Origin of the sequence: Streptomyces sp. NPDC048659 (genome assembly GCF_040650575.1) — a bacterium.
In the GTDB taxonomy this organism is placed as follows: domain Bacteria; phylum Actinomycetota; class Actinomycetes; order Streptomycetales; family Streptomycetaceae; genus Streptomyces.
In genome coordinates, this window is sequence record NZ_JBEZHM010000006.1 from 96553 (window position 1) to 119731 (window position 23179).

Consider the following 23179-nt stretch of genomic DNA (forward strand, 5'->3'; position numbering starts at 1 on the left):
GGGCCGGCGGTCGGTCCGAGGTCCGGGGGCGTCGGTCCGGCCGGTCCGGGGTCCGGGGGCGTCGGCCCGGCCTGCCCGCCCGCCGCCGGTCCGCCCGCCGCCGCCCGCCCCGCCCTCGGCGGGTCCGCCCGCCCCGGGCCGGCGGTCGGTCCGAGGTCCGGGGGCGTCAGTTCGGCCGGTCCGGCCGGTCCGGCCGCCCCGGGAGCGGGCGGCCCGACCGGGTCCGGGCCGGGGCCCGAGCGGCGTGCCGGACCCGGTGTCCCGGCCCGGTCCGGGTGTCCCGTCCGCCCCGTGGCGGCCACGTCGTGGGCGGTGTCGGTCACGGGCGGCGGTCTCCTCGTCTGCGGCGGGCCGGGGGGAGCGGGCGGTCGCGGGGGGCGGCGAAGCCCTCTTCGGGGGCGGGGGGCGGGAGTTCCGTGTAGCGCAGGCGGCGGGAGGCGGTGTCGTCGGCCGGGTCCGAGCGGATGACCAGGCCCTCCGTGACCGGGGGCGCGGTGAGGCGGGTGAGGGAGGCGAGCGGGGCCCGGACCCGTAGCGCGATCGACGGCTTCAGCTCGCCGCCCAGCGCCGACCACACGTCCGAGGCGGACGGCGCGTCCGGACCCCCGGCGCCGGTGTCCAGCGGGACCAGCAGGCCGAGTTCGGCGAGCGTGCCGCCCAGCAGGTGCGTCGGGAGCTCGTCGCGGGCGGTGAGGCAGACCAGGACCCGGGAGAGCAGCCGGTGTTCGTCCTCGGGGCGCCCCGCCCACGCGGACACCAGGTACGTCAGCTCGAACCAGCGCGGCGGGCCGCGCCGCGCGACGACGAACCCGGCCTCGTCGTACACCTCGCCCGCCCCGCTGCCGCGCCGCGTGTGGTCCTCGCGGATGTCGTACAGGAACACGCAGACCGTGGGCGTGCTGCGGCGGGCCGCCCAGTCGCGGGTCGGCGCGTCGAAGGCCACCTCGACACCGGCCGCCGCGAGCCCGGACTCCGCGAGGAGGCGGCGCAGCGCCTCGTCCACCTCGTCGATCACCGGCGGCTCACCCAGTCGGGCGGCTGGACCGTGCCGGAGACGACGAGGAAGTCGGTCCGCACCGGGCCGAAGCCCGGCCCGCTCGCGGTGATCGTCCGAGGCCCGGGGAGGTCCTTGGCGAGGATGAGGAGCTGCCCGGCGAACGAGCCGTCCGGGCCCGGCACGGTCGGCGCGGCGGCGGCGGTGATGCCCGGCCGCCAGGCGAACCGCACCGGGACCCCCGGCGGGAAGTCCGTACCCCGCACCGAGGTCACGAAGCCGGGCCTGCCGATCGGCGGCACCGCCACGATCCGCGGCTGGAGCACCCGGACGCGCTGCCGGGCGGTGTTGTCGCGCGGGTCGGCGTCCGTGCCCGTGGTGGTGAGCACGCCGGTGACGACCGCCGAGAAGGCCCGGTCGGGGCTCAGGACGACCCGGACGACCGCGCGGGCGCCGGGCGCCAGGTCCGGCAGCGCGCACGTCCAGCCGGTGTCGCAGCCGGGCGGCGGCCCGTCGCGGGGGACGCCCCGGGGCAGCCCGATCCGCAGCCGCAGCCCGGTCGCGAGGGCCTGGCGTCCGTTGCCGACGGTGTACGTGACGACGACGCGCCCGCCCACGTACCCCGGCTGGGGCCGGACCGAGATCCGCACCCCGGGCCCCGCGCGCGGCTCCGGCGGCACCGGCGGCGTCGTCGGGGGCCGTGTCGTCGTCGGCGGGGTGGTCGGAGGCGGTGTCGTCGGCGGCGGAGTGGTCGGTACGGGGGTGGTCGGCGGCGGCGTGGTCGGCGGGGTCGTCGGGGGTGCCGGCTCCCGCACCGGCACCAGCGTGCGGCCCGTGTTGTCGCTCGGCGCCGGGTCCAGCACCGCCCCCGTCACCCACCAGTCCACCGCCTGCTCACCGGCCACCGTCCCGGTGAACGTCACGTCCACGGGGACCACGGCCCCCGGCGCCAGCACCCCGAGCGCGCAGCTCCGCGCCGCCGGGTCGCAGACCGCGCCGGGCGCGCCGAGCGCGGTGACGGTGAGGCCCGCCGGCGCGTCGAACGTGAGGCGGGTGCCGGGCGAGGCCGCCGGGCCCTGGTTGACGACCTCCACGCGTACGGTCCCGGGCACCCCGACGGTCAGCGGCGGCACGGTGCCGGGCGCCCGCACGGCGAGGTCGACGGACTGGCGGACGGCGGGCTCCTTCTGACGGCCCGGCAGCCCGGCGGTCAGCGGGGTCACGGCGCCGGTCGCCACGTCCACCAGGCGCAGCTTCTCCGGGCTGTTCGCGGCGAGCGCCGCCCGCGAGCTGAACACCAGGCTCCGCCCGTCGGAGGTCCAGGCGGCGTCCCGGGGCTGGAACGGCCCGGTGTACGTGGTGTCGGGGAGCTCCCGCCCGCAGGCCCCCGGCAGGTCGCGGGCGGCGGCGGGCAGCAGCACCCGGCAGCCGGGCGCCCCGCCGCCCGCGTCGAGGGTCGCCAGCAGCAGCCCGGCGCGCTGGTCGACCAGGCCGCCGCCGCTCTTCCGGTTGAACGCGACGAGGGTGCCGTCCGGCGAGAACGCCGGGCTGTCGTCGATCACCCGGCAGCCCGCCGGGCACATCAGGGCGCTCAGGTCGCGCTGCTCGCCGAGCCGGTCGACCGGCACGGTCCACACGTGCTTGTTCCCGCCGACGCCGTCGATCACCTGGGCGCGGGTGAACGCGAGCGTCGTGCCGTCCGACGACCAGGTCGGCTGCGCGTCGCCGCCCGCCGCCTGCCCGTCCGGCGGCACGATCTCGCCGCGCAGCTCCCCGGTCGCCGCGTCGGCGATCAGGACCCGCGCCGGGCCCGAGGCGTCGCCGACACCGCCGGGCGAGGTCCGGGTGAAGGCGAGGAGCCGCCCGTCGGGGGAGAACGTCGGATCGGTGTCCCAGTCGCGCGGCCCCCGCCCGGCCAGCGGCAGCACCCGCTCGTTCGCGCCGTCCGCGTCCGCCGTCCAGATCCGTTCGGTCCTGGTGTCCGGGGCGCCCTCGAAGCGGGTGAACACGAGGCCGCGCCCGTCGGGCGTGTACGTCTGGCGCTCGGTCCACGGGTCGAAGCCCGGCGCGGGCCGGAACAGCGGGTCGCGGGTCGGATCGGTCTCGGTGTCGGCGGCCGGGTCCTCGTTCAGGACCGCCCGGCCGAGGTCGCGCGGATCGGCGCCGTCCGACCGTACGTCCTGGACCGTCACCTCGTGCGGACCGCGCGCCGACACCCGCTCGACGACGGCGCCGCCGCCCTCCTGCGGGCCCAGCCAGGTGGGCGAGCCGACCTCCCGGTCCTCGCTCAGCACCACCGAGGGCGTGTCCTGCGTGCGCGCGGTCACCCGGAAGACGTGGTCCCAGTCGCCCTCGCAGTCGCAGGTGCGGTCCGGGCTGAGGAACAGCACCCCGTTCCCGTCGGGCAGCCACGCTGCCCCGTGGGTCCGCCACTGCTCCGGCGTCCCGGCGAACAGCGGCCCGCCGGTCCGCCCGGCGCCCGTCCCGTCCGTCCACCGCAGCCGGGGGCCGCCGGGCCCGTTCGCCGTGTACGCGATGAGGTCCCGGTGCGCCGGGTCGTCCACCGGGTTCCACACCGGCTCCCCGGCCGTGCCCTGGCCCGGGTCGCTGACCAGCTCCGCGTCGCCGCCGGCCAGCGGGCGCGCGTACACCTGGCGGCCGAGCGCCGGGTCCGCGTCGCTCGCGTACGCGAGCCGCGTCCCGTCCGGCGACACCGTCGGGTGCTCCTCGTTCGCGGGGGAGTCGGTGAGCCGGGTGAGCCCGGTCCCGTCCGTGCCCACCCGCCACAGGTCGCGCTGTCCGCCGCCGGGCGCCGCCGCGTCGAAGACCACGGCCAGCCCGTCGGGGGTGAGCCGCGGGTTCGCCGCGTCCAGGCCGGCGGTCAGCCGGGACACCGCGCCGTCCGCCGCCCGCAGATAGATCTGCGGGGCGGCCTCGTCCCGGCGGCTCGCGAACACCAGCCGGTCGCCCAGTGCGGCCGGCTGCACGTCCAGATGGGCCGGGCCCTCGCCGAACAGCGGCGCGCTGGTGGTGCCGCTGGTGACCCGGCCCAGGCTGCGGTGCCGGGTCCCGGCGTACGCGATCCGGACCTCGCCCGCGTCGGCCGCCGCCCGGGGCCCGGCCTCGGCCCGGTCGGGGGCGGAGGCCGCGGTCACCGCGAGCAGGGGGACCAGCAGCAGCATGGGCGCGCCGACCCTTCCCCAGCGGTGCCGTCGGCCGCCGGAGCCGCCCGTGCTCATCACGGTCCACCTCACAGTCCGGTGCAGCGGGGTCCTACGACCCCGCCACCCTGCCCGCCCCCGCAGGCCGCCCGGCAGGGCCGCGGGGGCCGCACCCGGGGGAAGCGCCGGGTGCGCTTTGGGGCAGTCGCGGCGGTCAGATGAGCCCGTTGCGCAGGGCGTAGCCGACCGCGTGGGTGCGGTTGCGCAGCTCCAGCCGCGTGATGACCTCGTGCAGCACGTTCTTGACGGTCCGTTCCGAGTACGAGGTGGTCCGCGCGATCTCGGCCGTGTCCAGGCCCTCGGACACCAGCCGCAGCATGTCCGCCTCGCGCGGGGTCAGCGTCGACAGCGACGAGACGTGCGGGTCCAGCGCCGACCGCTGGAGGCTGCCGACGTGGCTGAGGAGCTTGGCCAGCAGGTCGCCCGGGAGCACGCCCTCACCGTTCGCCATCGCCACCACCAGCCGCAGCAGCCGGTCCTGGTCGGCCTCGGCGCGCCGCAGCACCGCCGTCACCCCGCACTCGATGGCCCGCTGGAGCGCGTCCCCCGACTCGAAGGTGCCGACGACGAGCCCGGTGCGGGTGCGGGAGTTGTGCCGCAGCCGCCGCAGCAGCGCGGCGGTCTCGTCGTCCACGCTGTCCACGGTGACCAGCGAGACGCGCGCCTCGGCGGCCCGCACCCCGTCGAGCAGCTCGACCTCGGGGCGCTGGCGGAGCTGGTGCACGACCCCGACGTGCAGCACCGGGTCCGAGGCGTAGACCGCCACGGTGATCCGCCGGTCCTGCGGGATGCCGCCGGGGGCGGGCGGCACGGTCGGGAGCTGGTGCCGGGGCACCTCGCCGGGGTCGGGGGCGTCGTGCGTCCGGGGCGCGTCCCGGGTCCGCGCGGCCTCCTGGACCGGGGCGGGGTACGCGGCGGTGCCGGAGGGGGTGACGGGTCCGCTGTGCTGAGCTCGACTCATGGATCGCTACCTGTTCGGTGTCGGTGAGACGTGCGCGGAGGGGGGGCGGGAGGTGCGGGGCGGGGACCGCATGGCGGGGGCGCGCCGGGCGGCGCGGGGACGGCGCGGCGGGCGGCCCCGGCAAGGCACCGCGGCTGCCCGGGGCCCTGCCCTCGCGACCGTGGAGCCCCCGGAGCCGGCGGCCTAGCGTCGTCGGGGTGACGTCCTCAGCTGCCTCTGCCAGCGCTGGCGCGCCGGGTACCGACATCCCGAGGGTGTCGGTCGTCCCCGGCGGCACAGCGACCACCAGCCTCACCGTCCGCAACGACGGCGACATCGTCGAGGCGTACCGCCTGGAGGTCGTCGGCGACTGCGCCCCCTGGACCACGGTCGAGCCCGAGCGGGTCTCCCTCTACCCGGGCACCTCCGAGACCGTGACGATCCGGCTGGCGCCGCCGCGCTCCTCGCGGGTACGGGCCGGGGACGTGCCGCTCGCCGTGCGGGTGCTGCCCACCGAGCGCCCCGAGGCGGTCCGGGTGCCCGAGACCGTCGTCCACGTCGGGGAGTTCCGGGAGCTGCGCGCCGAACTGGTCCCGCGCCGCCGCCGAGGCTGGCTGCGCGGACGCTACCGGCTCGCCGTGCGCAACGAGGGCAACGCCCGCGTCCGGGTCGCCTTCGCGGCCGGCCAGCAGGGCGAGGAGCTGCGCCTCGCCTTCCAGCCCACGGCCCAGGACCTGGAGCCGGGCGAGTCGGCGGAGGCCGGGCTGCGGGTCAGGGCGGGCGGCCCGGTGTGGTTCGGGACGCCCACGACCTGGCCGTTCACCGTGACGGCCGGCGACGCCAGGGACACCCGGGACACCCGGGACGGCCGGGACGGCGCAGACGGGACCGGTGGGGCCGACGGGGCGGGCGCCACGGGCGAGGCCGCCGAGGCCGCGGGCACGGCCGGTCACGAGCCCGTACACCCGCCGCTGGAAGCCGAGTTCGTACAGCTCCCGCTCCTCCCGAGGTGGCTGCTGGCGCTCCTCGCGCTGCTGGTCGCCCTGCTCGTCGCCTGGTTCGCGCTGGTCCGCCCGGCCGTCCGCAGCACCGCCAAGGAGGCCGCCGACGAGGTGGTCCAGCAGCGGCCCGCGCCCACCGCCGCGCCGAGCGCGCGGCCCTCCGGCGACAGCACCCGGCCCGGCGGCTCCGGCGCCACCACCGCGCCCGGGACCGGCGGCGACGGCGGCACGGGCACCAGACCGGGCGCGACGGGCGGCGGGCAGCAGGGCTCCGCCACCATCGACCTGGAGACCGCGGGCGGCCGGACCGCGACCGGCACCTACACCGTGCCCGCGGGCAAGGCATTCGGGATCACGGACATCGTCGTCGCCAACTTCCAGGGCGACGAGGGCGTGATGACCATCGGCTTCGGCGATCGCAAGATCACGACGATCGCGCTGGAGACCTTCCGCAACCAGGACTACCACTGGGTCACCCCCATCAGGATCACCGAGAGCCAGACCGTCACCGTCCAGGTGACCTGCGCGAAGCCGGGCACCCCGGCCACCGGCCGGCGGGCGGAGAAGTGCCACGAGGTCCTGAACGTGAGCGGAGTGCTCAGCGACCTCAGGTGAACCACGCGGCGCGCCCATCCTGGGGCATCCGCGGCTCCGCACAAGGACCCGGCCACCGGCGCTGGCCGGAAAGACGCCAAGGAAGACCGGTATAGAGCGCTCTCAACACGGAATCGGAAGGCATCGGAGAGGAACCGGAACGGATCCGGAACGGAACCGGAAGGGCTCCCTGTTCTCGTCGGAGAACAGGGAGCCCTTTTTCCTTCCGGGCCTTCCGGGCCTTCCGGGCCTTCCGGGCCTTCCGGGCCTTCCGGGCCTCCCGCGCCTACTTCCGGGTCCGCCCCGATCCGGAGCCCTCGCCGCCGCCGCGCCCGTTCCGCCGCGACCGGGTCCGCTGCGGCTCGCCCTCCGCCGGGCCCGGCCCCCGGTCGTGCCGGTACGCCTCCTCGGCCCAGTCGGCCAGGCTGCGCAGCTCGTTCTTGAGCTCGTCCCAGGTCTTCATGAGGCTGCCCATGGTGCGGATCTCGAAGGGGACCATGACGGCGCCCTCCTCCTGATGCGGGTCGATCTGGTTCATGCCGCCGAAGACCCGCTGCTGGAACACGTGCGGCACGCCCCGGATCGCCGACATCGCGAAGTCGTAGAGCGAGACCGGGCCGTCCTCGATGTCCCGCGTGGAGTCCTCCTGGAACTCCAGCGTCCGCCCGTCCCCGGAATCCTCCTGGTACCCCGCGAGCAGGGTGAGGATCTCCTCGTCACGGTCGGTCAGGAACGTCCTGAACTCGGCCTTGAGCAGCGCGTGCACGTCCGAGAGCCGCGAGCGGGACAGCACCGCCGTCAGGTTCTTGATCTGGCCCTGGTCCTGGTCCTCGGCCACGTAGTCCGCCACCGCCGCGACCTGCGTGAAGAACAGCTGGCAGTAGCCGTTGAGGGCGTCGGTGTCCTCGTCGTGCTCCTTGCGCTTCTTGTCGGTGCTGTCCGCGAGGTCGTACATGTCGACGACCGCCTTGGCGAACGCCTTCGCCTGGGTCAGCCGGAAGCGGGCCCGCCGGTTCGGCGCGCCCTGCGTGTCGGGCGCCGCGGTCCGCAGGTGGTCGAAGAACAGCGGCATCCCCTTGAGCGGCACGCCCACCGAGTAGTGCACGAACAGGCCGTCGCCGAACCCCTGCTGCCCGGCGTACTCCGGGTAGTCCAGGTCCGGGGCGAGCCGCGCCTCTGCGCCGCCCGGCAGGATCTCCAGCTCCAGCGGCAGATCGGCCAGCGGGGTGCGCTCGGTCTCCTGGTAGAAGCGGTCGCTCACGGCCCTGATCTCGTCGGCGAGCTGGTCGAGCCGGCCCTTCCCCGCCTCGGCCTGCGAGCCGACGACCCGGACCGCCCCCGTCACGAACTCGATGTTGGAGTAGCCCGCACCGGAGTTCAGGCTCCGTTTGTCGGAGACGACCTTGAAGTCCTCCCGGGTGCTCTTGGCGAGGTCGGTGTCGCCCTCGAACTGGTTCCCCGCCGCGTCCTCCACGGGGAGGCTGACCTCTGTCTCGAAGCCCAGCATCCGCTGCACGGGGGCGGCGGCCCGCTGCGCGGGAGCTGTGTCGGCGGACCCGCCGGAACCGTGTTCCGCGTGCCTCGCGGGTGCCGCCTGCGTGGTCACGGGCGGCGGGCCGCCGGACATGACCCGGCGGGCGTTGGCCTCGGCCGCGCGCTCGTAGGAGTCCGAGGGATCGGACAGCGCGAGCCCCGTGCCGTCGTCGGTGCCCGCGACCGGCCCCTCGCGCTGCTGGACCACGTGCGTCAGCTCGTGCGCGAGCGTGTGCCGGTCGCCGCCGCCGGACCCGATGACCACGTCGCGGCCCGAGGTGTAGGCCCGCGCCCCGATCACGGCGGCGGACCGCTGGGCCGTGGCGCCGGTGTGGACCCGTACGTCGGAGAAGTCCGCGCCGAGCCGCGCCTCCATCTCCGCGCGCAGCGCCTGCCCGAGCGGCCGGCCCGGCCGCCGCAGCTCCTCGTGGACGAGGGCGCCGCCGCCCTGCTCCTCCTCCCGCTCCCGCGCGCGCTGGACGGCGCGCGCGACGGCCGCGTTCCCGATGAGGCCCTGAAGGGCCGCCGCGTCCAGCGGCCCGGCGGACGTGCCCGCCCCGCCCCTCCCGCGGGCCCGGGCCGGTGTCGCCGCCCGGCCCGCCCGGGTCTCGCCGACCGCCCTCTCGCCGGACGTGCCGCCCCGGCCCTCGGCTCTCGCGCGCACGGATCGCCTCCCGTTCGTCGTGACGGTTCCCGCTCCCGATGGTCCCGCCCCCGGGCCCGCCCGGACAGTCCCCGGAGGGCAGCGCCGGGGCCGTACCCCCTGCACCCCCGCCCCCGGGAGCTCAGCGCTTGACGGTGTCGTCCGTCTTCAGGTCCGCGACCGCCGCGTCGAACGCGGCGACCTGGTCGGGGCAGTAGACCTGGAGCACGATCCGCTCGGCGTCCACGGACTTCGTGTCGGCGATGACCGGGCGGTTGCCGGGGCCGGTGGCGCCGTTGGAGAGCTGCTGGGTCCGGTACAGCGCCTTCTTGAGGGCGCTGTCCGGGTCGTCGCAGACCTGGCCGCCGTCCGTGCCGAGGAGCCGCTGGACGGTGTCGGTGTCCGGCGCCGGATAGCCGGCCCTCACCAGCTCCTGGGCGAGCTGGTCCGCCTTCTTCGCGCTCTCGTTCGTGCGCTTGAAGCTGCTGTAGCGGACGAGGCCGGTGATCAGCATCCCGACGAGGATGACGATGGCGCCCCAGTAGATCCACCGGTGCTCGGAGGCGAAGCGGGTCGGGCTCATGACGCGTCTCCCTCGGTGCGGGCGGCCTCGGTGCGCCAGCCGGGCTTGCGGAACCTCAGGAACAGGAACGGGACGAGGAAGCCGAGGACGAGCAGGCCGCAGGCGATGAACAGCACGTACGACAGGACGCTGCCGCTGCCGAACTGCGAGGGCGGCACGAAGCCGATCGCGAGTGCCGCGAGCGAGGCCAGCAGGCCCACGGTGCAGACCAGGCCGAGCATCGGCACCCGGTAGCCGCGCGGGTGGTCCGGCTTGATCTTCCGCAGCCGCATCGCCGCCGCGAACATCAGCAGGTAGACGATGAGGTAGACCTGCGTGGTGATGGTCGAGAAGATCCAGTAGACGCTGGAGACGTTCGGGATAAGCGCGTACAGGAGGGCGATGACCGAGGTCACGACACCCTGCGTGACGAGGATGTTCTGCTGGATGCCGAACCTGTTCAGCTTCTGCAGGAAGGGCGGCAGATAGCCCTCGCTGCGGGAGATCTCCAGGAGGCCCTTGGACGGGCCCGCGAGCCAGGTGAGCATGCCGCCGAGCGAGGCGGAGATCAGCATCACGGCCGCGATCGGGGTCATCCAGCCCACGTCGAAATACGAGAAGAAGGCGTCGAACGCCTGCATCACACCGGCCGTCAGGCTGAGCTGGTCGGCCGGGACGACCCAGCTGATGGCGAGGGCGGGCAGGATGAAGATGAGCAGCACCAGGCCCACGGCCAGGAACATCGACCTCGGGTACTCCCGCGCCGGGTCCTTCAGCGACGAGACGTGCACCGCGTTCATCTCCATGCCCGAGTACGACAGGAAGTTGTTCACGATCAGGACCAGGCTCGCCAGGCCCGTCCACTGCGGCAGCAGGTGGCCGGCGTCCATGGGCGCCGCCGACGGGTTGCCCTGGCCGAGGAACACCATGCCGAGGACGACCAGGACCGTGCCCGGGACGAGCGTGCCGATCACCAGACCCCAGCTCGACAGGCCCGCCAGGGCCTTCGTGCCGCGCGAGGAGACCCAGACACCCGTCCAGTACAGGACCATGATCACGATGGCGGTGTAGACGCCGTTGGAGGCGAGCGAGGGATCGATCACGTACGCGATCGTCGACGCGACGAACGCCAGCAGGCTCGGGTAGTAGAAGATCGTCATCGCGAACTGGCACCACACCGCGAGGAAGCCCAGCGGCTTCGAGAGCCCCTCGGCGACCCAGCGGTAGACGCCGCCGCTCCAGCCGGAGGCCAGCTCGGCGGAGACCAGCGCCGTCGGCAGCAGGAACACGATGGCCGGCACCAGGTAGAGGAACACGCACGCCAGGCCGTACACGGCCATCGTCGGCGCCGCCCGCAGGCTCGCCACCGACGCGGTGGTCATCAGCGCCAGCGTCACCCACGTCAGGGTGGGCGGGGCGGTCGGCCGCGCCTCCGCGCGCGGTTTCGGCAGGTCGGCCGGGACGTCCATCGATGCCATGGGCCCTCCTCAGGCGTGGCCGTGATGGACCCAGCCTCGGTGCGGGCGTACGGGGACGCAGGCGGAGTCCGCCGTACGGGTGAGCGGCCCGGCGGCCCGGTGCGTGGCGCCCCCGCCCCGCCGGACGGATCCTGAAAGGAGGGGGCCGAACCGACACGGCACGACAGCAGGAGGCGGCGGGCCATGACACGGCACCTGGAGTGGAAGGTCGGCCTGGACCTGGTCGAGGACGGCGGCACGACCCGGGCGGAGGCCCACCTGGACACCGGCTCGTCGCGCCTCACCGGGCGCGGCAGCGCCCGGTGCGCCCCGGCCGACGTGGACGTACCGGCGATCGGCGACGAGCTCGCCGCGAGCCGGGCCATGAAGGACCTGGCCGGCAAGCTCATGAACGAGGCCAACCGGGAGATGGAGGCCGCCGGGGCCGACACCGTGCCCCGGCGCACCGGCCCCGGATACGGCTGGCCGGAGGCGGTCACCTGAAGGGACCGCCGGTAGGCGGGACGGGGACGGCGGTCCCGGGGGAGGGGCGGGGACGGGACGGGGGCGGAGCGGGCCGGTCCGGCCGGTCCGCTCAGGTCCGGGCCGCCGCTACCCGGCCTGCTCGTCCCCCCGGTGCGGCTCCCCAGCGCCCTCCCCCTCGTACGCGAGCCGGTCGACGACCTCGACCACCCCGTCCACGTCCTCGCACAGCCGGACGAAGATCGGCCCGATGCCCCGGCGCGCCAGCGTGCCGCTCAGCGTCACCCGGCCCTCGGCCACGTCGATGTGCAGCGAGGCGGGGGAGAGGCCCAGGATGCGGGTGACCACGTCCTCCAGGATCTCCTCCTGGATGGCCCGGTCCCGCCGCAGGAACAGCTGGAGCAGGTCGCTGCGGCTGAGCACGCCGATCAGCCGCCCGTCCGCGTCGACGACCGGCAGCCGCTTCACGTGATGGCGTTCCATCAGCCGCGCCGCCTCGACGGCCGTCCAGGAGGGCCGGGCCACGTGGACGGGGCTCGACATCATCGCCTCGGCCGTGCTCGGGCCGTCCTTCGTGGTGTGCCGGCGCAGCAGGTCCGCCTCCGAGACCACGCCGACCGGCCGGTCGTCCGCGTCCACCACGGGCACGGCCGTGATGCCGTACTCGTCGAGCAGCCGCGCGATCTCCTTGAACGGCGTGCCCGGTTGGACCGCCACGGCGGTCGGCGTCATGAGGTCGGCGACACTGCGGTGCCTCATCTTCGTCCCGTCCCTTCTCGGCTCCTTTGTCCATGATCCCTCACGGGATGGGCGGTCGGAGCCGGGAGGCGGACGGGAGACGACGGAAGGGGGGCGCTCAGGACGAGGGGGAGGGTGAGGGGGAGGGGGCCGGCTCGGTCGGCTTCGGCAGGTCGTAGATGTGGTTCGGGGTCACGATCTCGGTGATCGCCTTGCCGAAGAGGGTGCTGGGCTCGGTCTGCCCGTGCAGGATGTCGGTGTTCAGGAGCACGACGAGGGTCGCCTGCTCCTGGGGCAGGTAGATCGTCAGCGACTCGTAGCCGGGCAGCGAGCCGTTGTGGCCGATCCAGCCCTGGACGTCGAAGATGCCGAGGCCGTAGCCGGTGTCCGTCATGCCGCTCGTGGAGCCCGTCTTCAGGCGCTGCGCCTGGGTGTCGGCCGTCAGGAGCGTGCCCGTGGCGACGACCTTCGCCCAGGTGCGCATGTCCTGGAGGTCGGAGACCATCGCGCCGGCCGCCCAGCCCCACGACGGGTTCCAGTCGGTGGCGTCCTCGACCTGGCCCGTCGCCGTCTGGTTGGTGTAGCCGTGCGCGTGCGGGTGCGGGAACTCCGCGCCGGTCGGGAACGAGGTGTGCTTCAGGCCGGCCGGCCGCACGACCTTCTGGTCGATGTAGTCGTGCAGGGGCATCCCGGAGACCTTCTCGACGACCAGGCCCAGCAGGATCGTGTTGGTGTTGGAGTACTCGAACTGCGCGCCGGGCGCGAAGTTCACCGGGTGCTTGAACGAGTAGTCCAGCAACTCCTGCGGCGTGAACGGGCGTTGCGGGTCGGACGTGAGCGCCTTGAAGAAGCCCTCGTCCATCGAGTAGTTGTACAGGCCGCTGCGCATCCCGGCGAGCTCGCGGAGCGTGATGCGGTCGCCGTTCGGGACGCCGGACACGTAGTCGCCGATGGGGTCGTCGAGGCCGACCTTGCCCTGGTCGACGAGCTGGAGCAGCGCGGTGACCGTGAAGGTCTTGGTCTCGCTGCCGATCCGCATGTAGAGCCCGGGGCTCATCTGCTGCCCGGTCGCCTTGTCCGCGATGCCGAAGGAGCGGATGTACTCGCCCTTGCCGGGCGCGGACAGCGCCACCATCACGCCGGGCACGTTCGCCTCGGTCATCACGCCCTTGATCGCGGAGTCGAGCTGGGCGGCGACGGCGGGACTGAGCTGCGGGAAGCTGTCCCCGGAGGAGGATGGTGACGGCGAGGTCGGCGTCGGCGAGACCGGCGATGGGGAGACCGGTGAGGGGGAGACCGGCGTCGGCGAGAGCGGTGAAGGCGAGACCGGTGACGGCGTCGGGGTGTCCGCCGTGGTGGTCGCGGCGACCGGGCCCGGTGGTTCGGGGGCCGGGGCCGTCGCGCCGTACGCGGCTCCCGCGGCCGCCGGTACGGTCAGGGTCCCCGTGAGGGCCACACCGATGCAGAGCCTGCGCCAACGCGCCTGCGAGTACCTCACGGCAGCCTCCTGCCAGACGAGGGCAACTCCGTCTTCCAGGCTAGGCCCGCGCCTCCGGCCCCGCACGGTGAGCGCGGCCCCGCCCTCACACAAGGAACACCCGGGCCAGCGCCCCGGCCAGGCCCTCCGCCGTGGGCGGGTCCAGGCGCGCGCCCAGATAGCCGTCGGGCCGTACGAGCAAGGCCGTTGGCGGGCGTACGGAGAAGGCGCGGGCGAACTCGCCCCGCGCGTCCAGGTACACGGGCAGCCCGGGTGGGCCCGCGCCCGCGCCGGACACCTCGTCGGGTGCCGTGCCGGGGGCGAGCAGCGCGAGGCAGTGCACGGCGCCGTGCGACAACTCCCGCGCGTGAGCCGCGAGTCGGGCGAACTCCCCGCCGCTGCGCCCGTCCCCGTACAGCAGCAGGACGTGGTCGCGGCCGCGCAGCAGCTCGTACAGGCGCAGCGGCCGGGCGGCCGTCCCGGCGGCGAGCCCCGCGCAGTCGGGCACCCGGTCGCCGGGCCGGGGTCCGTCGCCGGTGGGGTCGGGGACATCGGTAGCGTCGGTGGGATCGGGGCCCGCCGCGACGAGGGGGCTGCCCCGGTAGCCGACGAGCAGTTGCGCCTCCCGCAGCAGCAGTGCCTCCGGGGCCTCCCGGTCCGCCCCCACGCCCCCGCGCGCGTGCCGCACGGTACGGCCGACGACCTCCTCGCCCACCGGGTGCCGCTCGGCGTCGTAGCCCGCGAGGAGCCCGGGGGCGGCGGTCCCGTCGAGGGCGAGGGCGAGCTTCCACGCCAGGTTGTGGGCGTCCTGGATGCCGGTGTTCATGCCCTGCGCGCCGGTCGGCGGGTGGATGTGGGCGGCGTCGCCCGCGACGAACACCCGGCCCTCGCCGTACCGGTCCACCAGCCGGTGGCTGATCCGGAACACCGAGGACCAGCGCAGCGCCGACGCGGTCGCGGGCCGGGGCGCCAGCCGGTCCAGGACCGCCTGGAGGTCCCCGAGTCCGGGCGCCCGCGCGCCGCCGTCGAGCCCGTGCGCGGGGGCGCCGCCCGGCGCGGGCCCGCCGCCGTCCCGGGGCCCGCCGCCGTCCCGGGGCCCGCCGCCGTCCCGGGGCCCGCCGTCCCGGGGCGCGGCGGACAGTTCGGGCGGCACGTTCATGGAAACGCGGTAGCGCCCGTGCCCCGGCAGCGGGATGCACACCAGCACGTCGTCCCGGGCCCCCGGGCCCGCCGGGCCGCCGTCCGTGCGGGTCGAGCGGACGGTGTACCCCGGCGGCAGGTCCCAGTCGAGCTCGACGTCGCCGAGCATGTACTCCTCGGGGAAGGCGCCGCCCTCGAAGCCGAGCCCCAGTTGCTTGCGCACGACGCTGTGGGCGCCGTCGCAGCCCACCAGGTACCGGCAGCGGAGCTCCTCGGCGCCCGTCGCCCCGTCGCCCCGGTCCGTGACCAGGCGGGCGGTCACGCCGTCCGCGTCCTGGTCGAACGACACGAGCTCCGTGCCCCGTTCGACGGCGGTCCCGAAGCCGGCCAGGAACTCCTCCAGGATCCGCTCCGTCTCGTACTGCGGCAGCGAGGCGAAGCGGTACGGCACCTCGGGCGGCAGCGCCAGCTCCAGGCGGGAGCGCTCGGCGCCGTCCACGTACAGGAGCTGCCCGCGCAGCGGCACGGCCGCCTCCAGGGCCGCCCGGACGCAGCCCATCCGGTCCCAGACCTCCAGCGTGCGCGGCTGGATGCCGACGGCCTTGGCGTACGGGAGGCGGGCCGGCAGCCGGTCCACGATCCGCACCCGCGCGCCGCGGCGGCGCAGTTCGGCGGCCGCGGTGAGCCCGACCGGTCCGGCGCCGACGACGAGGACGCCGGTCCCGTGGCCGCTTCCGCCCTGACCGTTTCCGCCCTGGCCGCTTCCGCTGTTGGTGCCGCCGTCGGTTCCGCTGTGGGTTTCGCCGCGCATCGCCGCGCCTCCAGACCCCCGGCCGTCACGGGCCCCTCCACCATCGTGGGCCGCGGGGACCGCCGGGCGCACGCCGGGGCGGGGTGAGGCGAGCCGAGGGCCCGCCCCGGTTCACTCCTCCGCCAGGACCTCGCGCAGCGCGGCGACGGCGTGGTCCCGGTGCTCGTCCAGCCACCGCACCGCCGCGTCCACGTCGCCGGAGGCGAGGGCCGCGAGGACGGACCGGTGCTCGTGCACGGCCAGGTCCCGGTGCGCGTCCTCGGTGTAGTAGAGCGAGCGGTAAGCGTCCGTCGCGTCCCACAGGGTGGCGATCAGGCGCACCAGGCGCGGCATCCCGGAGGCTTCGACGAGGGCGAAGTGGAAGCGCCGGTTCGCCTCCGCCATGGCCGTGACGTCACCGGCGGCGGCCGCCCGCTCGACCTCCCGCTGGATCTCCTCCAGGACGCCGAGCGCGCCGTCCGCCAGGCGCGGGGCGGCCGTGCGCACGGCCTCCGTCTCCAGGAGCCGCCGGATCCGGTAGATCTCCTCCAGGTCGGCCAGCGACAGCTCGGCCACGAAGTAGCCCCGGTGGACGTGGTGGACCACGAGCCCCTCGGCCTCCAGCGCCTTCAGGGCCTCGCGCAGCGGGACCCGGCTCACGTCGAGCCGCGCGGCCAGCGTCTCCTGCCGGATCGCGCCGCCCGGCCGCAGCTCCCCGGAGGTGATGGCACGCCGCAGCTCCGCCAGGACGAACTGCTGGGCGGTCGGTGGCCGCCGTCTCTCCACGGCGCTGCTCATCGCCGGTGACCTTTCGTTTCGAAGGAGCGCTCGGTCCGCCCCGGGTGTTTCGTACATCTTGCTATGGCCTGGGGGCGGGCCGGCCGGTCAGGCCCCGGGCCCGGCCCCGGCGTCCGGCAGCCCGGCCAGCAGCTCGGCCGTGTGCTCGCCCAGGCGCGGCGGCGCGGAGCGGTACGCGGCGGGGGTCGCGCCGAACGCGATCGGGTGGGCGACCTGCCCGGGGCCCGCCGCCTCCACCGGGACGCGCGGGGCGAGCCCGAGGCGGTCGGCGAGGGCGAACGCGGCGCCGAGGTCGTTGATCGGCCCGCAGGGCACACCCGCGCCCGTGAGCTCCTCGAACCAGGCGTCGGCGGTGCGGCCCGCCAGCGGCCCGGACAGCTCCTTCACCAGCTCCTCGCGGTGCGCGACCCGGGCGGTGTTGTCGGCGAAGCGGGGGTCGTCGGCCAGCCCGGGGCGCCCGATCCGCTCGCACAGGGCGCGGAACTGGCGGTCGTTGCCCACGGCCAGGACCAGCGGGCGGTCGCTCGCCGCGAACTCCTCGTACGGCGCGATGCTCGGGTGCCGGTTGCCCATGGCGCGCGGGACGACCCCGGCGGCGAGATGGGCGGCGGACTGGTTGGTCAGCGCCGACAGCAGCGAGCCGAGCAGCGAGACCTCGACCCGCTGCCCCTCGCCGGTGCGCTCGCGGTGCCGCAGGGCGGCCAGGACGCCGAGGCCCGCGTGGAGTCCGGTGATCACGTCGACGAGGGCGACGCCCGCCTTCGTACCGGAGCCGCCGGGCTCGCCGGTGACGCTCATGAGGCCGCCCATGGCCTGGACGAGCAGGTCGTAACCGGGCAGGTGGGCGCCCTCCGCCGCGCCGAAGCCGGTGACCGAGCAGTAGACGAGCCCCGGGTTGGACTCCCGCACCCGCTCGTAGCCGAGGCCGAGGCGGTCCATGGTGCCGGGGCGGAAGTTCTCCACCAGCACGTCGGCGCGGTCGACGAGCGCGCGGGCCGCGGCCAGGCCGTCCGGGTCGCCCAGGTCGAGGGCGACGGAGCGCTTGTTGCGGTTCACGCCGAGGTAGTACGTGGCCTGCCCGTCGGCGAACGGCGGGCCCCAGGCGCGGGTGTCGTCCCCCGTGCCCGGCCGCTCGATCTTCACCACCTCGGCGCCGAGGTCCGCGAGCAGCATGGTCATGTACGGCCCGGCGAGCACCCGCCCGAAGTCGGCGACGACAATTCCGGACAGGGCGCCCGCGGCGGGCGTCTCCGGGGGATCCAAGGGCATGGCGCGCTCCTTCGTCGGTGATCGGGAGGTCCCCGGACCGTATGCGGTGGAGAGCGGGGTTTCAAGACTGGATCCAATATCCAATCGGCGGCTAGGCTGCGGCACGCCGTTTGCCTTTCGAGTCGTCGCAGTCGCCAGGAGGCCGTCCGTGAAGTCGTCGCCGAAGCCGTCGCGTCCGTCGCAGTCCTCGCCCGTCCACCCCCTCGACCTGCTCGCCGTCGACGGGCTGCTGACCGACGAGGAGCGCGAGATCCGCCGCACCGTCCGGGCCGCCGCCGACCGCGAACTGCGCCCGCACGTGGCCGAGTGGTTCGAGCGGGGCACCATCCCGGCCCGCGAGCTCGCCCGCACCCTCGGCGGCCTCGGCGTCCTCGGGATGCACCTGGAGGGCTACGGCTGCGCCGGGACCGGCTCCGTCGCCTACGGCCTGGCCTGCATGGAGCTGGAGGCCGTCGACTCCGGCCTGCGCTCGCTCGTCTCCGTCCAGGGCTCGCTCGCCATGTACGCGATCTGGAAGTACGGCTCCGAGGAGCAGAAGCTGCGCTGGCTGCCCGGGATGGCGGCCGGCGAGTACATCGGCTGCTTCGGCCTCACCGAGCCCGACGCCGGCTCCGACCCGGGCGCCATGCGCACCCACGCCAAGCGGGACGGCTCGGACTGGATCCTCAACGGCACCAAGATGTGGATCACCAACGGCTCCGTCGCCGACGTCGCCGTGGTCTGGGCCCGCACCGAGGACGGCGTCCGGGGCTTCGTCGTCCCCACCGACACGCCCGGCTTCAGCGCCCCCGAGATCAAGCGGAAGCTCTCCCTGCGCGCCAGCGTCACCAGCGAGCTCGTCCTGGACGAGGTGCGGCTGCCCGGGGAGGCGATGCTGCCGGAGGCCCGCGGCCTGTCCGGCCCGCTCGGCTGTCTCAACGAGGCCCGCTTCGGCATCGTCTTCGGCGCGCTCGGCGCCGCCCGCGACTGCCTGGAGACGGCGATCGCGTACGCCGCCGACCGGACGGTCTTCGCCCGCCCCCTCTCCTCGTACCAGCTCACGCAGGCGAAGCTCGCCGACATGTCCGTGGAGCTCGGCAAGGGGATGCTGCTCGCCCTGCACCTCGGGCGGCTGAAGGACGCGGGCGGGCTGACCCCCGAGCAGATCAGCGTCGGCAAGCTGAACAACGTCCGCGAGGCCATCGCCATCGCCCGCGAGTGCCGCACGATCCTCGGCGCCAACGGCATCACCCTGGAGTACCCGGTGCTGCGCCACGCCAACAACCTGGAGTCGGTCCTCACCTACGAGGGCACGAGCGAGGTCCACGCCCTGGTCATCGGCAAGGCGCTCACCGGCGAGCAGGCGTTCCGCTGACCTGCCCGCCGCGCGGCCCGGGCCCGCCCGGGCCCGGGCGGCCGGGGCCGGACCGGTCAGCCGGCCGTCACGCGGTCCACGAACGCGTGCAGGTTGCCCATCATGCGCTCGACGCGCTCCGGCACGCTCAGGGACTCCTCCTGCCGCAGCCCGCGCAGCCGGGGCTCGCGCTTGCCGCGCACGTACAGCGGGCAGGCGAGGTCGGCGCACACGTACGTGCCGATGGTGTTGCCCTCCCGGCCGCGGCTGCCCGCCAGCGGCGCGGCGAGCAGCGTGACACCAGAGGAGGCGTGGGCGGTCAGGCAGATCTGGCACATGCTGGACTTCACGGCGCTCGTCCGGCTCACCGCGGGCACCCGCAAGGTCACCCCGACCGGGCCGTCGGGGCGCGGTACGACCAGGTGCGCGCGCAGCGGCGCGCCCGGGTCCACCCAGCCGAGGAAGTCCAGGTCGGGCCACGGCAGTTCGGCGAAGTCGAGGGGGGTCTTCAGGCGGGCCGTGTCGCCCTTCGTGCAGTTCACGAAGGACGCGCGGATCTCTTTGTCGGTCAGCGGTTCCACCCTGGGACGGTACACACCTTCCGGTGCCCCGGGCATCCGGTTATCGGGCGTCCGGGTCCCCGGGCCACGGGCTGCGGGCCCCAGGGCCCCGGTCCCTGGGTCCCGAGTCCCGGGCCCCCGGCTCAGGCCACCCACTCCGGCAGGCCGGGCACCGACACCCGCGCCGGAGCGCCCGCCAGGGCCGCCGCCAGCCGTTCGGCGGCCGTCTCGTACACCTCGGGCGGCAGCGTGTACGGGATGCGCAGCCGGTGCTCGTGGGTGCCGGGGTCCACGCCGAACCGGGCCCCGCCCTCCACCCGCACCCCGTGCCCCAGGGCGCGCGCCGCGAGCTGGGAGGCGATCGGGCGGCCCAGGTCGATCCACAGGCACAGGCCGCCCGGCGGCAGCGTCCACCGCCACTCCGGCACGTGCCGGGCGAGCGCCGTCACCAGCGCGTCCCGGCGCCGCCGCAGCTCCTCGGCGCGGCGCGGGAGCAGCGGGTAGATCCGGTCCATCAGGGCCACGGCGACGAGCTGGTCCAGCACCGACCCCGCCAGGTCGTGGGTGATCCGCACCCGCGCCAGCTCCGTCACCATCCGCGACGAGGCCCGCGCCCAGCCGACCCGCAGCCCGCCCCAGCAGCTCTTGCTGAGCGAGCCCACGCTGATGATCTGCTCCGCCGCGCCGGGCCCGGCCGAGGCCGCGAACGGGCGGGGCGCGGGCACGTCCAGCGCGATGTCGGACAGGGTCTCGTCCACCAGCAGCCAGGTCCGCGTCGACCGGGCCGCCCCGGCCACCTCCCGCCGCTGCTCCTCCGGCATCAGCCGCCCGGTCGGATTGTGGAAGTCGGGGATCAGGTAGGCGAGCCGGGGCGCGGTCTGCCGCAGCGCCGCGTCGATCAGCCCGCTGTCCCAGCCGCTCTCGGTGACCGGCACGGGCGTGATCCGCAGCCGGTGGCCGCGCATGGCGTCCAGGGCGTTGGTGTACGAGGGGTTCTCGGCGAGCACCCGGTCACCGGGCCCGCCCAGCAGCGCGAGGGCCAGCGCCAGCGCCTGCTGGGCCCCGGTCGTCACCAGGATCTGCTCGGGCCGGGTCGGCAGCCCGCGCGCGGTGTACCGCTCGGCGACGGCCGCGCGCAGCTCCGGCAGCCCGTACGGGTGGTAGCCCTGGGTCGTCGCGTAGCGCGGCAGCTCGGCGGCGGCCACGGCCAGCGCCTCGGCGAGCAGCCCGGCCGGGGCCTCGGGCGCCGCGAGCGCGAAGTCGATCACCTCGCCCCCGGCGCCGTGGATGGCGGCGGGCCCGATCGGCGACTGGCCCTCGGGCAGCGCCGTCCAGGTCCCCGCGCCCTGCCGGCTGTGCGCGTAGCCGCTCTCGCGGAGCAGGTCGTACGCGGAGGTCACGGTGGTCCGGCTGACCCCGAGGGCCGTCGCCAGCTCCCGCTCGGCGGGCAGCCGCATCCGCAGCGCCACCCGCCCGTCGAGCAGGGTCTCGCGCACGGCCCGGGCCAGTTCCCGGTAGCCGAAGCGGCCCTCGGGCGGCGGGGTGAGCAGCGCGGCGAGCTGCCGCCCGCTGAGCACGCGGTCCGCCACGGTGACCACGGATCGGACCACTCGGCCCTGTGCCATGCCAATCACTCTCCATTGGCTCTGCTGTCCAGGCCAATAAGGCTACAGACTCCGGTCAAGTGGCCCTCGGGTCACGGCGGGACGAAGAACCAGGGGAGAGGAGCGCGGTATGTCCGGACACTTCACGGACCGGGACGAGAGGGCGTGGCAGGAGCGGGCGGAACAGCGGATCGCCGCACCGTGGGGCGTGGGGCGGTGGCTTCGGTCGCTCGGGCCGCTCGGGCCGCTCGGGGGGCCGTCGCGTCGGCGGCCCGCCCGCCGCGCCGCCGCCGTCCCGGTCGCCCGGCCCCGTCCGCACGGCCCGGCGTGAACAGGGTCGTGGTCGGCGTCAGCGGCTCGCTGGCCTCGCTCGCCGCCCTGCGGCACGCGACCGCCCTGGCCCGCCGCGAGGGCGCAGGGCTCCTGACCGTCCTGGCCTGGGAGCCGCCGGAGGGGGAGGCGGCGTACGCCCGCGCCCCCGACCGGGCCTGGGCGCGGCTGTGGGCCGACGAGGCCCGGGCCCGGCTGACGCGGGCCTTCGACGACGCGCTCGGCGGTGTCCCCGACGGGCTCGTGGTGGAGCGGCGGACCGTACGGGACGCCCCGGCGGCGGCCCTGCGCCGGGCGGCCGACGGCCCCGGCGACCTGCTGGTCCTCGGCACGACGACGGGCACCGGCCGGTTCGGCCGGGCCCGCCGCCGCCCGGTGCTGCGCGCGGTCCTGGCCGGCGCCCCGGGGCCCGTCCTGGTGGTGCCGGGGCCGGTGCTGCGCCGGGGCGAGGCGCGGGTCCTGCGGCGGCACGCCCGTACCGCCACGGGGGTGCCGGGGGAGTACCCGGCACCCTCCTCTCAGACGAGCCGCTGAGGCCCGGGAGCGCCCGGGGCGGGCGGTGAGGCCGGGCCGGACGCCGAGGACGGCGAGACGGCGGCCGAGGCCGAGCCGGACGCCGTACCCGCCGACCGAGTCGAAGCCGACGCCGAGGAGGAGGACGCGCTCGCCGACGTGGACGCCGAGCCCGTGACCGACGACGCCGTCGCGGGCGCCGACTCGCTGGAGGCGGAGGACGCGGGCGACGAGGGCGACGAAGCCGATGACGACGGGGCGGACGGCGAGGACGACGAGGTCGAGGGCGACGGGCTCGTCGACGAGGTGGACGGCGACGTCGACGGGGAGGTCGAGGTCGACGGCGATGTCGAGGGCGAGGTGGAGGTGGACGTCGACGTGGACGGCGAGGCCGAGGGGGACGTCGTCGGCGGGGGCGGCGGCGTCGTGGGCCGGTCGTGGCGGCCGGTGTCGCCAGGCTTCCGGGCGATCCAGCCGTCCTCGTGCGGGTCGTAGATCACGAACACGTTGATGACCGTCACCGAGGGCTGCACGACCACGGTGTTGCCCGCCCGGTAGCCGGGCCAGCCGGTGCCGACCTGCCGGGGCGCCGACTGGGCGACCGGCGGGGTGAGCGGGTTGCCGCAGGCGCACCGCACCCGGGGCACCCCGTGGTCGTCCACCAGGACGGCCGTACCGGCCTGGAGCACGGACTGGAACGGGGTCGCGGACCCGTCGCGGAAGCCGTGGTTGGTCACGCGGGTGTCGACGCGGAGCTGGACCGAGGTCAGGGAGCGCAGATAGCCGGGGACCTCGTTCGCCGAGATGCCGACGACCTTGGCGAAGGCCGCGTTCTTCGGCGGCTCGGCGGCGAGGAAGCCGATCTGCCGCTCGACGTCGCAGCTCGCGGTCCGCTGCGTGCCGCCGTACAGGCCGGGGGCCGAACCCTGCACGCTGCGCGTCGCGTTGGTGTCGGCGCCGGTCTCGCTGGGCAGCGGGACGGGCGACATCGACGCGCCGCTGGACCGGGCCGTCGAGCGGGTGAAGGGGTCGGGGCCGGACGCGGAGGTGTTCTGGAGGAAGACCTCGCCCCCGCCGCCCCCGCCGGCCTCGTTCTTCCCGCCGCCGCCGTCGCCCCGGGTGAGGACGACGACGAGCGCGACGGCCGCCACCAGGACGGCGGTGAGAGAGGCGACCTTGGGCACGGAACGCCACCAGGG

Annotated in this window: 18 protein-coding genes; 4 read left to right on the forward strand and 14 right to left on the reverse strand. The window is 75.7% G+C overall.

The window, feature by feature from the left end:
* Positions 1 to 319: 319 nt before the first annotated feature.
* The 3 genes from AB0C99_RS07040 to AB0C99_RS07050 all read right to left on the reverse strand — a co-directional run bounded on the left by AB0C99_RS07040 (position 320) and on the right by AB0C99_RS07050 (position 5176).
* Positions 320 to 1015, reverse strand: coding sequence for a DUF4255 domain-containing protein (locus tag AB0C99_RS07040; RefSeq protein ID WP_362470483.1), 696 nt, complete (start codon positions 1013 to 1015; stop codon positions 320 to 322).
* Entirely contained in the window at positions 1012 to 4233 is a 3222-nt protein-coding gene (locus AB0C99_RS07045) for a hypothetical protein (RefSeq protein WP_362470486.1), read from the reverse strand. The genes AB0C99_RS07040 and AB0C99_RS07045 overlap by 4 nt, the downstream gene beginning before the upstream one ends.
* A gap of 136 nt (positions 4234 to 4369) precedes the next feature.
* Positions 4370 to 5176 (reverse strand): response regulator transcription factor, encoded by an 807-nt coding sequence (locus AB0C99_RS07050; RefSeq protein WP_362470488.1) that lies wholly within the window; start codon positions 5174 to 5176, stop codon positions 4370 to 4372.
* 245 nt (positions 5177 to 5421) lie between these two features.
* On the opposite strand from AB0C99_RS07050, the gene AB0C99_RS07055 reads away from it, so the two are divergent.
* Positions 5422 to 6771, forward strand: a complete 1350-nt coding sequence (locus AB0C99_RS07055; RefSeq protein WP_362470777.1) for a hydrolytic protein — start codon at positions 5422 to 5424, stop codon at positions 6769 to 6771.
* A 265-nt stretch (positions 6772 to 7036) separates the two neighbouring features.
* On the opposite strand, the gene AB0C99_RS07060 is transcribed toward AB0C99_RS07055, so the two are convergent.
* The 3 genes from AB0C99_RS07060 to AB0C99_RS07070 form a co-directional block, all read right to left on the reverse strand.
* A complete protein-coding gene (locus tag AB0C99_RS07060) occupies positions 7037 to 8947 on the reverse strand; it encodes a DUF4157 domain-containing protein (protein WP_362470491.1) in 1911 nt (636 codons plus the stop codon).
* A gap of 121 nt (positions 8948 to 9068) precedes the next feature.
* Positions 9069 to 9509, reverse strand: coding sequence for a hypothetical protein (locus AB0C99_RS07065; protein WP_362470494.1), 441 nt, complete (start codon positions 9507 to 9509; stop codon positions 9069 to 9071).
* Positions 9506 to 10966: an APC family permease gene (locus AB0C99_RS07070; RefSeq protein ID WP_362470497.1), complete on the reverse strand. Its 1461-nt coding sequence runs from the start codon at positions 10964 to 10966 to the stop codon at positions 9506 to 9508. Before AB0C99_RS07070 ends, AB0C99_RS07065 begins: the two co-directional genes overlap by 4 nt.
* Before the next feature lie 183 nt (positions 10967 to 11149).
* Here AB0C99_RS07070 and AB0C99_RS07075 point away from each other — a divergent pair, with 183 nt between their 5' ends.
* A complete protein-coding gene (locus AB0C99_RS07075) occupies positions 11150 to 11449 on the forward strand; it encodes a DUF1876 domain-containing protein (protein WP_362470500.1) in 300 nt (99 codons plus the stop codon).
* Positions 11450 to 11557: 108 nt separating this feature from the next.
* On the opposite strand, the gene AB0C99_RS07080 is transcribed toward AB0C99_RS07075, so the two are convergent.
* The 5 genes from AB0C99_RS07080 to AB0C99_RS07100 form a co-directional block, all read right to left on the reverse strand.
* Positions 11558 to 12187: a CBS domain-containing protein gene (locus AB0C99_RS07080; RefSeq protein ID WP_362470503.1), complete on the reverse strand. Its 630-nt coding sequence runs from the start codon at positions 12185 to 12187 to the stop codon at positions 11558 to 11560.
* Positions 12188 to 12284: 97 nt separating this feature from the next.
* On the reverse strand, positions 12285 to 13664 hold the full coding sequence (locus AB0C99_RS07085) for a serine hydrolase domain-containing protein (protein ID WP_362470506.1): 1380 nt from the start codon (positions 13662 to 13664) through the stop codon (positions 12285 to 12287).
* Between the two features lie 85 nt (positions 13665 to 13749).
* Entirely contained in the window at positions 13750 to 15594 is a 1845-nt protein-coding gene (locus AB0C99_RS07090) for an FAD-dependent monooxygenase (RefSeq protein WP_362470509.1), read from the reverse strand.
* A 111-nt stretch (positions 15595 to 15705) separates the two neighbouring features.
* Complete coding sequence (locus tag AB0C99_RS07095; RefSeq protein WP_362470512.1) at positions 15706 to 16371, reverse strand: GntR family transcriptional regulator; 666 nt, start codon at positions 16369 to 16371, stop codon at positions 15706 to 15708.
* Positions 16372 to 16458: 87 nt separating this feature from the next.
* Entirely contained in the window at positions 16459 to 17640 is a 1182-nt protein-coding gene (locus AB0C99_RS07100) for a CoA transferase (protein WP_362470515.1), read from the reverse strand.
* 148 nt (positions 17641 to 17788) lie between these two features.
* On the opposite strand from AB0C99_RS07100, the gene AB0C99_RS07105 reads away from it, so the two are divergent.
* Positions 17789 to 18994: an acyl-CoA dehydrogenase family protein gene (locus AB0C99_RS07105; protein ID WP_362470518.1), complete on the forward strand. Its 1206-nt coding sequence runs from the start codon at positions 17789 to 17791 to the stop codon at positions 18992 to 18994.
* Positions 18995 to 19050: 56 nt separating this feature from the next.
* Here the strand turns inward: AB0C99_RS07105 and AB0C99_RS07110 are convergent, their stop codons facing one another.
* The gene (locus AB0C99_RS07110) at positions 19051 to 19554 is read right to left on the reverse strand and encodes an FBP domain-containing protein (RefSeq protein ID WP_362470521.1); all 504 of its coding nucleotides are present in this window, start codon (positions 19552 to 19554) and stop codon (positions 19051 to 19053) included.
* A gap of 122 nt (positions 19555 to 19676) precedes the next feature.
* On the reverse strand, positions 19677 to 21158 hold the full coding sequence (locus AB0C99_RS07115) for a PLP-dependent aminotransferase family protein (protein WP_362470524.1): 1482 nt from the start codon (positions 21156 to 21158) through the stop codon (positions 19677 to 19679).
* Between the two features lie 306 nt (positions 21159 to 21464).
* Between AB0C99_RS07115 and AB0C99_RS07120 the strand changes: the two genes are divergently transcribed.
* Positions 21465 to 22001: a universal stress protein gene (locus AB0C99_RS07120; protein WP_362470527.1), complete on the forward strand. Its 537-nt coding sequence runs from the start codon at positions 21465 to 21467 to the stop codon at positions 21999 to 22001.
* Here the strand turns inward: AB0C99_RS07120 and AB0C99_RS07125 are convergent.
* Positions 21986 to 23164: a DUF6777 domain-containing protein gene (locus AB0C99_RS07125; protein ID WP_362470530.1), complete on the reverse strand. Its 1179-nt coding sequence runs from the start codon at positions 23162 to 23164 to the stop codon at positions 21986 to 21988. The two genes, AB0C99_RS07120 and AB0C99_RS07125, sit on opposite strands and share 16 nt — an antisense overlap.
* Positions 23165 to 23179: the final 15 nt, after the last annotated feature.